Here is a 12,881-nt window from a genome sequence, read left to right as displayed (position 1 = left end):
TGGCGATGCTGTAGGCGTAGCCGGTACCCGGGCAGTTGCTGGTGCTGTACGAGCTGGTCACGACCCAGCCGGCGGGAATGGGCGAGAAGGAGCACACGGTGGCGTAGCTGATTCCGGTGGTGCTGGCGATGCTGTAGGCGTAGCCGGTACCCGGGCAGTTGCTGGTGCTGTACGAGCTGGTCACGACCCAGCCGGCGGGAATGGGCGAGAACGAGCACACCGTGGCGTAGCTGATCCCGGTCGTATCGGTGATGCTGTAGGCGTAGCCGGTACCCGGGCAGTTGCTGCTGCTGTACGAGCTGGTCACGACCCAGCCGGCCGGGATCGGCGAGTTGGAGCAGATGGTCGCGCTACCGGTGAGCTGTTGCGAAGCGGCCTGTGCCTGGGTGGTTGCGGCGGTCATCAGCCCCAGGAGCAGAAGTACGGCTGTCAGCAGGTGCGGGATGCGACTCCGTAAGGTCTTGATGGTCATTCTGGGATCCCCTCGGTGCTCTGTGGCCACATTGGTGTAGTCGCAGTGAACGATTCACGCAATTTCTGTGCGCGGTGGTTGTGATGCTCTCAGGGCTGTTGCGGGTGCACCAGGGCGCCTGAGGGGTTCGGATGCCGGGCCCGATCGGCGTGGTTGTGCCCCCGCGCTCGGATCGAGCGCGGGGGCATGCGGAGCGAGGGGTGTCAGGCCCTGCGGATGTTGTAGCCGAGGTTGTTGCCCGCGCAGCTGCTGGTGCTGAAGGAGCTGGTGATGACCCAGCCGGCGGGGATGGGGGAGAACGAGCACACCGTGGTGTAGCTGATGTTGGCGGTGCTGCTGATGTTGTAGATGTAGGTGTTGCCCGCGCAGTAGCTGGTAGTGGAGGCGCTGTTGATGACCCAGCCAGTGGGGATGGGCGAGAACGAGCAGGCGGTGGTGTAGCTGATGTTGGCGGTGCTGCTGATGTTGTTGGCGTAGGTGGCGCCGCCGCAGTTGCTGGTGGTGGAGGCGCTGTTGATCACCCAGCCGGCGGGGACGGGGGAGAACGAGCAGACGGTGGTGTAGCTGATGTAGGCGCTGTTGGTGATGTTGTAGCTGTAGGTGGCGCCCGCGCAGTAACTGGTGGTGGAGGCGCTGTTGATGACCCAGCCGGTGGGGATGGGGGAGAACGAGCACACCGTGGTGTAGCTCACGCCGGTGGTGTCGCTGATGTTGTAGACGCGGCCGCTGCCGCAGCTGCTGCTGGTGGAGGCGCTGTTGACGACCCAGCCGGTCGGTATCGGCGAGTTGGAACACACGGTCGCGCTGCCGCCCAGCGGCTGCGGTGCGGCCTGGGCCTGGGCGGTTGCGGCGGTCATCAGCCCCAGGAGCAGAAGTACGGCGGTCAGCAGGTGCGGGATGCGGTTCCGTAAGGTCTTGATTGCCATTGCGGGATCCCCTCGGCGTTCTGTGACCACACTGATGTGGCCACTGTGAACGATTCGCGCACTTTCTGTGCGCGCCGATGGTGATGCTGACAGGGCTGTCGCGGGGTGCGCCAGGGCGGCGCGATCGCCGTGGAGGGGGAGCGAGCGGATCAGGCCGCCCTGCAAGGTGTTCGGCCCATAGTTCACATTCTGGCTACGGCGGCGGTACGGGCAGGCCGAAGAGCTTCGAACCGGATGTCGTCGTCGCGCGGGCGATGGAGACGTTCCGGGGCAAGGGCTGCGCCGGCACCTCGTCCACCGATCTTGCCGAGGTGACAGGGGATGCCGAGGTGGCCTTTACCACTCCTTTGGCTCCAAGCGTGAGGGTGTTCACCAGGGAGCTGGGACGCTACGGTCGGACCGGTTCGGAATTGGCCGAGGGATCCCTCTTGGGGCCGGGTACCGCCAAGGAGTGCATCCGTGCGCACTTGCTGCTGCTCGTGGACATGAACGGTCCGGTGCGGTGCAGATGTTGCGGCCCTTCGCTCGGGCGGAGCGAGGGGCCGCAGGGGGTCAGGCGTGGTGGTCGAGTTCGCCGGACTTGATGGTGCGGAGAAGGCTGGCGAAGGTGTCGGGGGCGGTGCGGAGTATGAGTTCGCCGTCATCGGACTCCCGGAGTTCGACCAGCCCACTCACAGCACGCACCTCGACACAGTTGTCGTTTGCTGCGGAGTAGCTGGACTTTTGCCAGGTCTGGCTAGCCATGCTTGCGTTCACTTTCCTTCATGATGGACCGGATGAGGTCTCGCGACCTTTCCTCGGACAACGCTGTGGATCCCATCTGCGCGATGAGCGCACGGAATCTCGCCAGGTGTGCGGGTGCGTCGAAGAGCTGACCGCCATGGCCTGTGTCCATCTGTGCAGCGTCCAAATCGACGACGGGTCCCTCCGCATAGGTGAAATTCTCGCTCGGGCTCGGGACGGAATCGACTCCGAACGGAACGATGCGGAGCGAGACATTCGGGAGCTCTGATTCGGCAAGAAGTGCTTCGAGCTGTTCGGCGAGGTCCCTCGGCCCACTGAACTGCATGCGAAGGGCTGCCTCGTGTATGAAAGCGCAGAACGGCGCGGCACCGGATTTCACTATGAGCTGCCTTCTCATACGGAAGGACGTTCTGAGTTCGACCTCGTGGGGAGGCAGGGGTGGGTATGTCTGGGAGAACAGGGCTGAGGCATAGGCGGTCGTCTGAAGCAGCCCAGGAATGAAGGTTGTTGTGTAGGTGACGAGTCTCCGCGCATCAGATTCCAGCTCCGCTACGTCCAGGAAGTCTGTGGCGAGCTCTCCGCGATACTCCTCCCACCACCCATTCTTCCCTCGCGCTGTGATGATTTCAGCGAGAGCGTCGATCAACGGTTGATTGACACACATGCACAGTGCGGCGACGGTGCGCAGTCGCTCGACACTGATGCCGGTCTTCCCTGCTTCCATCTGCGTCACGTGAGCGGGGTTGATACCAAGGTCGCGAGCGAGCTGGCTGCCTCCAAAGCCGGCCTGCTCCCGCATCCGCCGCAGTTCTGTGCCGAGCCTGCGTTGACGGAGAGTTGGGTTGGAGCGAAGGGCCATGGCGTCCTCTCTGGATAGCGCAGGGCCAGTGTGCCGCGCCCACAGCGAGCGGGTCCATCCGGGCCGGATGCCACGGTAGGGGGAACTTCCCGATTGGCGCCACAAATCTGTGGCGACGTGGGCTATGGTCTGTCTCACAGCGATCCGACGGATCGTCAATAACGCCTGTTCTCTGCGGCGGTAGGCGCCTGCTGCCCGCTTTCGGCGTACGTTCCTCCCCCCTCCCTGCCCTCCCTCTGGAGGTTCGCCATGCGTGCCTGCAACCCGCCCGACTGCTCCGCCGTCCGGGCCGAACTCCGCTCCCTCCTCCGCACCGCCGGGTGGCCGCCGGACAGCATCGCCGACGCCGAACTCGCCTTCCAGGAACTGTTCGTCAACGCCTAGGGACGCTTCACGTAGTAGCGCCCTGGAAGTCCCTGCGCTCTCACCCGTTGCGAGACGAGTAGGGAGCGTTACCCATGGCACTGAAGACTTTGATCAGCGCGAGCGAAGCGCCCGTGACGTCGTACGACGGGTGCGGGAAGTGCCTGCTCGGCCTGCGCCGCCTGTCGCGGGTCCGGGCGTCGACCAGTAGCCCTGAACGACAGATGGACTACGTGCTCTCGGCGGCGATGGAGGTCGGCGGGCACATCATCGGGTGGGCCGACGACTGGGAAGTTTCGGGCGCCACCGACCCCAACACCCGTCCGCAGCTCGGCCCGTGGCTTCGTGAGCAGCGCGGCCCGTTCGACGGCCTGGTGGCGTCCTCCGTGGACCGTATCGGCCGTGATGTGCTCGAAGGTCTCACGCTCGCGCGGGACACCAGCCGGCGCGGGCAGCTTCTGGTGACCGCCGACCATCGGGGCATCTGGGATCTACAAGACCCCAACCAGGAGAGCGAGTTCACGCTCAAGCTGTTCGGCGCGCAGATGGAGCACCGCAGTATCCGGGAGCGCAACCGGCAGGAGTCCCGACGGGCCCGCAGTGCCGGGCAGGTGGCGCACAAGCCGAGCTACGGCTACCGGCATGTGCGTCCGGCGCCGACCGCGAAGATCTCCCACACCGAGATCGACCCCGGGTCGGCGGAGACGATTCGGGAGGTAGCGCGGCGCATCCTGTCGGACGAAACCGGCAGTATCACACCGTGGACCGAGATCCACCGGCTCACGCGGGCGGGCGTGCCCAACCCGGCCGATCGGCTGGCCATCCTGTACGGCCGTGAGCCGAAGGGAGCGCCCTGGCGGCCGAACAGCCTGGTCCGGATTCTGATCAGTGAAGCCGCCATGGGTTACCTCATGCACGGCGGTCGGGCCGTGATCGGCGACGACGGCATGCCTGTCCGCATTGCTCCGCCCCTGTGGGACCGGGCCACCCACGACGCCCTGGTGGCCAAGCTCGGTCCGAAGCGCAAGACGCCGAAGAAGCAGCGTGCGCCCAAGGGGACCGCGCTGCTCTCCCAGCGAGTGAAGTGCGGCGTCTGCCACCACATGGCCGAGCGTGCCAGTTCCGCCGATGGGGTCATCGACGGCAAGCGGGTCCGGCTTCCGGCCTGGAGCTGCCGTGCACACACCCTGGCATGGGAGGACGCCGAGCATTGCAAGCCTGCCCCGTCGTTCGGCGTCGCCGCCCTGGACGCGGAGGTCGAGTCCTGGTTCCTGGGTCGGTTCGGGACCGTTCAGCTCATGCAGCGCGTCTACGACCCCGGGAACGGGATCACCAACGAGATAGCCGAGCACGAGGCGGCGAAGAAGCGGTTGCGCGGCGACCGGCAGGCCGGACTGTACGAGTCCGACGACGACTCGGCGTGGTTCCAGGGCGAGTACAAGCGGATCACCGACAAGATCACCGAGTTGAAGAAGAAGCCCCAGCTGCCCGCTGGCTGGTACACCGTCCCCACCGGCCGCACCGTGGCCGACGAGTGGCGCGCCGCCGACACCGTTGCCCGACGCGAGATGCTGGAGGAACACGGCGTCGTGATCCGGCTGTTCCCGCGCAGGGGCATGAAGAAGCGGGGAGGCGTGAACCACCCGACGGGCTTCGAGATCACGGCAGAGGTACAGCACGACCCGGCAGCGGAGATCGCAGAGTTGCCAATGGGAGGCGAGCCGATCGTCCCGGGGTCACGTCTCCGAATCCACGAGCCCGCCAAGGCGGCCTGACGGCCCCTGACAGCCCCGGCATGGCTGAGCCTGCCGGGGCTTCGTCATGCCCTCAGAAGGGCATTTGCGGCCTTCCAAAGCCACGATCGCACGGGGCGCCTTCCTCGCCAGCGCCGGTACGGGCGGCCAAGGATGGTGTTTTGGTGTATTGACCCCTCTTCTCAACATACTAAAGAAAACTCTAAGGCAAGCCAGGATCGACATCTGAAACGCCAAACCACCATCGTGGCCGGCCGCTGTGCCGCAACGGCACCTCAGCGCCTGCCCTCGGCGCCCAGGGCTGACGGACTGACGATTTGATGCCTGTTTTGGTTTGACCTATAGAAATCTATAGGCATCCCCGATTCTTCGAAGAACCGTCAAACCGTCAGCGGGAAGTCCTTGCGCTCTAGGGAAGTCGACAACAGTTCGGCGCCGCGCCTTTCGGGTCGCTGAACCTTCCTAGGGCGGAGTGCCGAATGAACCATGCCGAGATTGCGCAAGTAGCGATAGACCGGCGAGAGACGGCAGTAAGGCAGCTTCGAGAGCTCACGGAGAACGCGCAGGATCGTCCGCTCGCCCGCAACGAAAAGGATCGGGAGAGCGAGCTGCTCGACCTCATAGCCGATGAGGATGCGAAGGCCAAGCGCCACATATCCGCCGCTGCTGCCGAGGAGGCGGCACTGCGGGTGATGCATCCGCTTCGCGGCGCTGGCTCCGCAAGTGGCGCCGATCGGTACTCGAATGAGACTTCGAGTGCGACGCCCGGTGAACTCATGCATCGCTCGCTGGAGCTGTCGCGAGGGATCACAACCACCGCCACGGGAAAGGCGTTCTCCCCCGAACAGGTGGCGAAGAACTTCGTCGATCTTCTCGCCCCACAGTCTGTCGTCATGGCGTCCGGCGTGAACCGGGTGGAGACAGACGCGGAGACCTACTCGTTCCCGGTGATCAAGTCGGACTTCTCCGCTGGCTTCGTCGGCGAGCTTGACGACCTTCCGACTGGTGGCTTCGGAGCGGAGCCGCTCAAGGTCAAGCCGAAGAAGATCGCCGTTGCCGACCTGATCGCGAACGAGCTTATTCAGGATGGCGGTCCGGCTTTTCTCAACCCCATGGCGAAGTCACTGCTGCGGACCGTCGCCCTAGGGTTCGATCGCGAAGCCCTGGTGGGTACCGGCACTGGCAAGGGCTTCGTCGGTATTGCGAACACCACTGGGATTCAGAAGCTGGCCGTCACGGGCGGCCTTAAGGATCTCGACCCGTTTGTGTCAGCGTTCGGCCTGCTGGAATCGGCGAATGCGAAGGCATCGGCTATCGTTATGTCGCCGACTTCATGGACTTCCCTAATGGCACTCCGGGAGACCTCCGGTTCCCTGAAGCCGCTTCTGAGCGAGTCTGCCGGTTCTCCCGCTGCCGGGATTCAGCGGTCAATCCTCGGCATTCCCGTCTGGCTGTCCTCGTTCATGTCGAACACTGACATTCTCATTTATGAGGCCGACCAGATTTTTGCCGTTTGGCGGAAGGATGCTGGTTTCGAAATCAGCAATCACTTCGGCTTCCTGAAGGACGGCGCGGCGGTCCGCGCGATTGCCCGTTCCGTCATCGCGGTTCCGAATGCTGCCGCCGTTTGCAAGATCACCATTTCCGCCTGATAAGGAGTTTGCCAAAATGACTGTATCCAACGCCAATGAGCCGACCGTTTCCATTCGCATGACGGGCTGGATGGGCTACGGTCCGACCGGCGGCGGCGCCCCTTCGGTTGTTCTCCAGAACGGCGAGACCTACGGGGTTCCGCAGAGTGAGGCGGAGTGGCTGGTGGGAGCTGGCCTGGCCGTACGGGTCTGACCGTGTTCGTTGAACTCCTGACCGGGCTTCGGATCGACCGGACCCCGGTGGGGGCGGGCATGCGGGTGGTGGTGCCCTCCGACGTCGGGGGGTACCTCATCGAACAGGGCTGGGGACGGAAGGTGGAGGCGGGTCACCGCGTCGACGAGAACCGGCAGCTCGTTGGGCTCAGGGCCTCCCAACTCCCGGGCACAGACGAGTGGTTCAGCGAATGGCCGTCGTGGATGCGACCCGCTTGGGTTCAGCCGGCCGGGCGAGCGCTGCGGGACGGCGGTGACCGGCTCTGGGTTCCTGTTCGCTGCCGTTCCTGCCCGCGCTACTCATACGCGCCGAAGGACAAGCTGCGTGCTGGCGCCGAGCAAGCGCCGCGTTCGGATGCCTGGCTCGTCTGCTGCACAGCGTGTCGCCCACGCGCCTGACCTTGGACCAGAGGCTCCGCCTCTGGTGCCGACACCGGCGGGCAGGGGGCTTCGAAAGTTCCCGGCCGTGGCCGCTGGCGATCCCGGCCCCAGCTCGAAACACGCGCCCTGGGTGTGGCGCCGGACCCACGCGCCCCCAGCGATCAACTGCGTTGCCGCGTAGGCGAAGCCGTGCTGAGGGGCCCGGAGAAAGGCACCCCTTAAGGGGGTCTTAGTGCCCGTTAAGAGGGGCGTCACAGCAGTTAACCTATAGCTCGCCTGGTCGATTGAGGCCAGGCGAGCTATTTGTGTTTCCGGGGTTTCTAAGTCGCCCCGACCCCTCGACTCCAAAGCTCCTCCGCGTGATCGGCGAATCGATCAAATATTCCACGATCCTGACATTTGCGCAGGTGAAGCATTGGAGAATCGTGTCCAACCACCCTGGCAAGGTGTGGCGTAACGAGAGCATTGTCATCAAAACGGAACACCGAAAGGCTGACGTGGTTTGCGCCGTCGTCGGCTGAACTAAATCTGACTTCCACCCCTTCCACTCCTGAAAGCTTGGCCAAGTTCTCCAGTGTAATCCGAATGCGCGTCGACACGGTTAGCGCAACGTTCTCAACCCGTTCCCTCTGGCGCGTGATTTCGGACTCTGGATCTCCCAGGAGGAAGCGGACTCGACATCCATTTTCCGCTTTGCGCCGAAGAGTTCGATGAAGCTCTTGCTGTTCCAGCCAGACGAAATAATTCGTATATCCAGCGAGAAAAATTTCCTTTTCTGCACCTTCGATAAGCTGCCCCCAAACCGACCGTGGGCAGGCAGATCGATAAGGGTAGGTGGCGAGCACTTCCCGGTCCGGTCCAGTCTTGATCGCTGCTCGAACTGCGTTGGGCCAAATCACCTGTTCATCAACCCCTAAGGCCGCACATGCGTCGGTCTTGTTCTTCTGATGCGGAACCAGCGAAGCGTCTGCGACCCAGCGTTCCACGGTCTTAGGTGTGACACCGATCCGGCCTGCCAGTTGCCTGGGTGTCAGGCTCGCCTCCGCCATAGCTTGCCGAAGCTCATTGTTCAAGAGTGGTCCCCGGGACGTTTGGGCTTTCTTGAACATTACCGCCAACACCGCCTGGCTGTACCGACTTTGGGTGGTGTCTTGGGCACCCCTGCCGTCGATGCTCATGACGCACAGCGACGACGGAAGGCGGCGGCGGTGGGGACGATCTACACCCCGAAGCAGAACGAACAGGTGCGCGACCAGCGAAGCGGCAAGGTCGGCGAGTACATGGACACGCTCGGCGGACTGGTCCACCTGCGACCGCCCGGCGGTGGGTGTGAGTGGACCACCGACTCGGACCGGATCGAACCCCTGAAGGACCACGTCGACCTTGAGCCGGCGGACCCGAACGGGGCCCCTCCGCGTCCGGCGCTGTGATGCGTGGCCGGTTCGGCGTCGTGGTCCTGGTGGTCACGGTCGTCGCCCTGGCCGTCGCTCTGCTGGCAGCGCGGACCATGCACAACACGCCCTGGTGGTTCAGGTGCGTGACGTTCCTTCTGGCGTTCAGCTCCGTCTTCGGCGGCGGAAGCATCGGCGCGGCAGCACTCATGGAAGGCGCAACAGCACCCCTCAGGCGAAAGGCGCGGAAGTGATCGGCGGTTCCCCCAACTGCCCGTGTGGCACCCCGGTCGAGCTGACCGGAGCAGAGACGGACGACGCACCCGAATGGCGGTGCACGTGTGGCCGGTTCGGCTACTTGCTGCCGCCGGACTACGCCACGCGGCACCCCGACGAGCCTGCCGTTCAGGTCTGCGGCCGGAAGATCAAGCCGCGCGCGCGTGAGGTTCGCGTGGAAGTGGTCCCCGCCGTCGGCTACGAGCTGGAGATCGAGGGGGCGTTGCACACCCCGTTCGTGTCGGCCGTCGACGTAGAAAAACACTTCGAAACCGCCGTTGCCGACGCGGTCCGACGGAACCTGTTCATCGCCGATGACGTGCCGCTCGTGCTGCTCGTCACGGACGAGTCCGAGGAGCTTCGGCGTATCGAACAGGCTGCTGCACCGCCCGAGTAGCACACCCACAAGACCCCCGTCCCGGGCGCGAAGCAGTCATGGGGAAGCCGCGTTCGGGACGGGCACCAACGTCCGGCGCAGTCACGTGACAGTGCCGCCGGATGACCCCCTTGCCCGTCCGGGGCTGGACACCGGGCAGGGGAAGGGCTCCGTCCGTCGTGCGACACCCCCGGCGGGACGGACGGAGCCACCCAGGACCGGCGCGATCGTTGAAGGATGCCCCACGTTGGTGAGTGAAGCTCGTGTTCTTGCCCGGAAGGCCGCGAAGGCAGCCGGGGACGTTCGGGCCCGCCCGAAAGGTAAGGCGGGCCTGGGGCCTGGGATCGGCTGCGTGGTGGTCGACACACGCGGGCCCGGCCGGATCGCCATTGTGCACGACGTTCAACACGGAGTCTCGTTCCTGCGGGAGCCCTGCAAGGACGCCGAAATATGGCTGTGCCCGGTGGAGTCGATCGCTCCGGCACTGCCGTCCCTGGCGGACCTTGTCCGGGGGATCGAACTCTTCACCTTCCCGCCCGTCCCCCTCCGCGAGATCGTGACGGGAGACACGGCGTGAACCCCTTCGGCCCTCCCTTGCTCACCCTGTCCGACAGCGGCGGCTGTTTCTGCCCACGGCGGCGCGAGGGAGGGTGCATCGAGAACTTGGGGCTGCCCGCCGCACTGCTCGGTCAATTCATGGACGGGAACGGTCACGTCTGGACCCTGCTGAGCCGCGAGCGCGTGAAGGACCCGGTGACGGACCAAATTCGCCGCACGACCGTTCTGCTCAGCAGGAACGACACCGGAAGGCGCGTCTTCAAGACGGTCAGCTGTGCCGGACCGCCCAGGGTAGAGAACCGCTACGAACAGAGCCGGAGCGGACGCCCGCCGGCCAGCGCGCGACTCCCGTTTCAGGTGAAGACAGCGCCCTGAACGGACTACTTCGCGTCCGGAAGCGGGTCGCCTGGGCGGGGCTATTTCGCTGTCGGGCCCGTGACGAAGCTGCCCATCCCCGTCTCGGTCCGGACGAGCCCCTCGGCCCGCAGCGCGGCTGTCACCTTCTGGACAGTCGCGCGAGCCACCCCATAGTCCCGTTCGAGTTGCACCGCTGAAATGAGGTAGCCGGGCGGGTACTCGCCGGTTTCGATCTTGCGCACGATCTCGTCGCGGATCTGGCGCCACTTCGGGCGGGTCGGGTCGAACTCCATGCAATGAAGGTAACGGTCGGCGGTCGCTGGCGGGAGTCGGGCGCTATAGGCAGTGATAGACAGGGGTAGGGACCCACAGTAAGGTCGTCACAACAGAAAGCCCCGGCGACGGCTGCAACCGTCCCGGGGAATGGACGAAGCCGTGGAGGGCTCCGACATGACCAACTTTATCCCTTGGGTGTTCTTCGCCTGGGCCGGCATCCTGCTGGCTGGCCTGATAGCGCTGCACCTGCCCGTCAGCGCAGGCCCGGTGTTCCAGCCCAAGCCCCCTGCTGAACCTGCCGTACACACCCCCGTGCCGTTGCCGGGCGAGTCACGGTTCTGGACACTCCCCAAGCACCTCGCCGACTGGCGACTGCCCCTCGAAGGGGAGGAAAACCGGCTCGTTCGCCCGTACTGCGGGGAAGCGGAAGTTCTCACCTTCGCGTCCCGCCTGGGGCTGCCGGATCCGCTGCACTGGCTGAACGACGCAACCGACGCGGGCGTACTCACCGGGGCAGGTGCGTGATAGCCAGGAAGAGGCGGATGGCATACCCGTGCTGCGTCTGCGGCACTGTCACGGCGGATGGCAAGGTGATCGGCATCGTGGACCGGGTTAGCGGCCCGTCCTACGGCCGTTGGGTGTGCCGGAAGCCCTGCACCCCACAGCAGCCCCGCTAGACCCTCACAGCCCCGTCCGGGCCGATCCTGGGCGGGGCATTCATTCAGCTTCTCTTACTACGGGAAGAGACAGCAGGCGAATGCGTGGCAGCACGGAGGCTGCCCCGCCCCGGCCGTCCTGGTCTGCCTGCGGCCGAGCACCCTGCGCGTCGCCGTCTGCGACGACTGCCCCGAGCTGCCCGAACCCCGCATCTCCGCCGACCCCTACGCCGTCTCCGGGCGCGGCCTCCACCTCGTGCGCGCCCTCGCCGACCGGCTCGGCGTCGACCCCACGAAGACCGGCAAGGTCGTCTGGTTCGAACTGGACTTCGCCGCGTGAACACCCCGATCGACCCCCACGACCGCATCCTGCGCACCTACACCGAACCCGAGGTCACCGCCCTCCTGCGCGAACTCCACGAACGCGGCAGACCCCTCGGCCTGCGCTGGGGCTCCGCCGCCGTCTCGGAGCCCACCATCGACGGCCGCCTCCTCGTGAACTTCGGCGACGCCCCCGTCTCCACCCTCCTCAACCTCCTCACCCTGCTGCGGGAGATGGCCCGGGGATGAGCGCCTTCCTCGTCGGCGCGGCCTTCGCCGTCCTCCTCGCCCTCGCCATCGCCACCGTGATCACCGGCGTCGTCACCGCCCTCAGGATCGGCCCGCCCCCACCCCCGATCACCCGCCACGGCCACTGGGAAACCCACACCCACCCCGACGGCACCACCGAACACACCTGGACCTCCCACCCGACCGACCCCGACAACCCACAGCCCCAGCCCAACTGACCACCTCGAAGCTGCTCCCGGTGGCCCCTTTGCAACCAGCAAAGGGGCCACCGGAAGAGCGCCGGAAGCCCGTCCCGTCGACGTCCTGCGCCGACCCACGCTCGACCTCGCCCGAGAGGCACTCCAGGCTGCGGTTCTGGCCAGTCGGGCTAGGAGCGGGAAGTCGTCGGTTTCGACTTCCCGCTCCCCCTGGGCCTCGAACTCACCACAGACGGCAGCCGACAACCGGCGGGGCGGTCGGCACTGGATGGCTTGGAAAAGGAAGTCGGAACCGCCGACTTCCTGTTCCAAGGCGGCAGAGGGCATTGGCAAGCAGTGCACACGCGGCCCTGCGCCCCAGAACGAACGGCGTCGGCGACCGGCGGTCCCGGACGGGGGCCGGTACGGACGGCAATGTTCCGGTGGCCCCTTGCCCGGCAAGGAGCCACCGGAGCTTCGGGGCGGCACGATCACGCAGGTACGGGCGGGCCGTGGGCAGGTCGGCCCCGGGGGCGTCGTGGGAGGTCGGCCCGGTCGACTTCCCACTCCGCGTCGGGCTCGGGAGGCCGCGATCGCGGTCTCCCGGTGGCTTTCACGGTGTGCCACGGGAGGTGCGGCGGGTTGTGAGTGGCTGCCACTCGCGCGGGCCGGTGAGAGGGCAGTCGGCCGAGGTCGGGTGAGGTGGAGCGGCTCGGGTTCGGTAGCTCCCTCGCACACGACAGGGAGTCGCCTGAGAAGACGCCGGGAGTGGGAAGTCGACCGCCTGACTCTGCTGGCGAAGTAGCTGGTTGGGGTCAGGCTGCTGTTGCGATGCCGTGTTGGGTGCAGAGTGTGTGGATGCGGGTGGGGCGGCGTTCTGG

The 12,881-nt window shown here is 65.8% G+C and carries 17 protein-coding genes and 1 pseudogene; 12 read left to right on the top strand and 6 right to left on the bottom strand.

What is annotated here, in order from left to right; translation table 11 throughout:
• The 4 genes from ACIQ9P_RS38965 to ACIQ9P_RS38950 form a co-directional block, all read right to left on the bottom strand.
• Window positions 1-472, bottom strand: a 472-nt coding sequence (locus tag ACIQ9P_RS38965) for a hypothetical protein (protein ID WP_402367187.1), incomplete at its 3' end; no start/stop codon positions are given.
• A gap of 203 nt (window positions 473-675) precedes the next feature.
• A complete protein-coding gene (locus ACIQ9P_RS38960; RefSeq protein WP_402367184.1) occupies window positions 676-1,398 on the bottom strand; it encodes a hypothetical protein in 723 nt (240 codons plus the stop codon).
• Window positions 1,399-1,950: 552 nt separating this feature from the next.
• Window positions 1,951-2,142 (bottom strand): DUF397 domain-containing protein, encoded by a 192-nt coding sequence (locus ACIQ9P_RS38955; RefSeq protein WP_402367182.1) that lies wholly within the window; start codon window positions 2,140-2,142, stop codon window positions 1,951-1,953.
• The gene (locus tag ACIQ9P_RS38950; protein ID WP_402367180.1) at window positions 2,135-3,001 is read right to left on the bottom strand and encodes a helix-turn-helix domain-containing protein; all 867 of its coding nucleotides are present in this window, start codon (window positions 2,999-3,001) and stop codon (window positions 2,135-2,137) included. The genes ACIQ9P_RS38955 and ACIQ9P_RS38950 overlap by 8 nt, the downstream gene beginning before the upstream one ends.
• Window positions 3,002-3,250: 249 nt before the next feature.
• On the opposite strand from ACIQ9P_RS38950, the gene ACIQ9P_RS38945 reads away from it, so the two are divergent.
• The 4 genes from ACIQ9P_RS38945 (at window position 3,251) to ACIQ9P_RS38930 (ending at window position 6,963) form a co-directional block, all read left to right on the top strand.
• Complete coding sequence (locus ACIQ9P_RS38945; RefSeq protein WP_402367178.1) at window positions 3,251-3,385, top strand: hypothetical protein; 135 nt, start codon at window positions 3,251-3,253, stop codon at window positions 3,383-3,385.
• Between the two features lie 74 nt (window positions 3,386-3,459).
• Window positions 3,460-5,139, top strand: coding sequence for a recombinase family protein (locus tag ACIQ9P_RS38940; RefSeq protein WP_402367176.1), 1,680 nt, complete (start codon window positions 3,460-3,462; stop codon window positions 5,137-5,139).
• Window positions 5,140-5,597: 458 nt separating this feature from the next.
• On the top strand, window positions 5,598-6,770 hold the full coding sequence (locus tag ACIQ9P_RS38935) for a phage major capsid protein (RefSeq protein WP_402367173.1): 1,173 nt from the start codon (window positions 5,598-5,600) through the stop codon (window positions 6,768-6,770).
• 16 nt (window positions 6,771-6,786) lie between these two features.
• Entirely contained in the window at window positions 6,787-6,963 is a 177-nt protein-coding gene (locus ACIQ9P_RS38930; RefSeq protein WP_402367171.1) for a hypothetical protein, read from the top strand.
• A gap of 721 nt (window positions 6,964-7,684) precedes the next feature.
• Here the strand turns inward: ACIQ9P_RS38930 and ACIQ9P_RS38925 are convergent.
• Window positions 7,685-8,542, bottom strand: coding sequence for a DUF5919 domain-containing protein (locus ACIQ9P_RS38925; RefSeq protein WP_402367169.1), 858 nt, complete (start codon window positions 8,540-8,542; stop codon window positions 7,685-7,687).
• A 30-nt stretch (window positions 8,543-8,572) separates the two neighbouring features.
• Between ACIQ9P_RS38925 and ACIQ9P_RS38920 the strand changes: the two genes are divergently transcribed.
• From ACIQ9P_RS38920 to ACIQ9P_RS38905, 4 genes are all read left to right on the top strand, one after another.
• Window positions 8,573-8,794, top strand: a complete 222-nt coding sequence (locus ACIQ9P_RS38920) for a hypothetical protein (RefSeq protein WP_402367166.1) — start codon at window positions 8,573-8,575, stop codon at window positions 8,792-8,794.
• A 211-nt stretch (window positions 8,795-9,005) separates the two neighbouring features.
• On the top strand, window positions 9,006-9,428 hold the full coding sequence (locus tag ACIQ9P_RS38915) for a hypothetical protein (protein ID WP_402367163.1): 423 nt from the start codon (window positions 9,006-9,008) through the stop codon (window positions 9,426-9,428).
• A 331-nt stretch (window positions 9,429-9,759) separates the two neighbouring features.
• Window positions 9,760-9,984, top strand: coding sequence for a hypothetical protein (locus ACIQ9P_RS38910; protein WP_402367160.1), 225 nt, complete (start codon window positions 9,760-9,762; stop codon window positions 9,982-9,984).
• Window positions 9,981-10,340, top strand: a complete 360-nt coding sequence (locus ACIQ9P_RS38905; protein ID WP_402367157.1) for a hypothetical protein — start codon at window positions 9,981-9,983, stop codon at window positions 10,338-10,340. The genes ACIQ9P_RS38910 and ACIQ9P_RS38905 overlap by 4 nt, the downstream gene beginning before the upstream one ends.
• 41 nt (window positions 10,341-10,381) lie before the next feature.
• Here ACIQ9P_RS38905 and ACIQ9P_RS38900 read toward each other — a convergent pair whose 3' ends face one another.
• Entirely contained in the window at window positions 10,382-10,615 is a 234-nt protein-coding gene (locus ACIQ9P_RS38900; RefSeq protein WP_402367154.1) for a GntR family transcriptional regulator, read from the bottom strand.
• 130 nt (window positions 10,616-10,745) lie between these two features.
• Between ACIQ9P_RS38900 and ACIQ9P_RS38895 the strand changes: the two genes are divergently transcribed.
• The 4 genes and pseudogenes from ACIQ9P_RS38895 (at window position 10,746) to ACIQ9P_RS38880 (ending at window position 12,042) form a co-directional block, all read left to right on the top strand.
• Window positions 10,746-11,123: a hypothetical protein gene (locus ACIQ9P_RS38895; RefSeq protein ID WP_402367152.1), complete on the top strand. Its 378-nt coding sequence runs from the start codon at window positions 10,746-10,748 to the stop codon at window positions 11,121-11,123.
• Window positions 11,124-11,363: 240 nt separating this feature from the next.
• Window positions 11,364-11,594, top strand: a pseudogene (locus tag ACIQ9P_RS38890) (ATP-binding protein); the annotation flags it as partial.
• The gene (locus tag ACIQ9P_RS38885) at window positions 11,591-11,824 is read left to right on the top strand and encodes a hypothetical protein (protein WP_402367149.1); all 234 of its coding nucleotides are present in this window, start codon (window positions 11,591-11,593) and stop codon (window positions 11,822-11,824) included. The pseudogene ACIQ9P_RS38890 and the gene ACIQ9P_RS38885, both read left to right, overlap by 4 nt.
• Complete coding sequence (locus tag ACIQ9P_RS38880; RefSeq protein WP_402367147.1) at window positions 11,821-12,042, top strand: hypothetical protein; 222 nt, start codon at window positions 11,821-11,823, stop codon at window positions 12,040-12,042. The genes ACIQ9P_RS38885 and ACIQ9P_RS38880 overlap by 4 nt, the downstream gene beginning before the upstream one ends.
• Window positions 12,043-12,881: the final 839 nt, after the last annotated feature.

Source organism: Kitasatospora sp. NPDC094019 (assembly GCF_044764505.1).
Classification (GTDB): Bacteria; Actinomycetota; Actinomycetes; order Streptomycetales; family Streptomycetaceae; genus Kitasatospora.
This window is presented reverse-complemented; position numbering and strand designations above follow the sequence as displayed.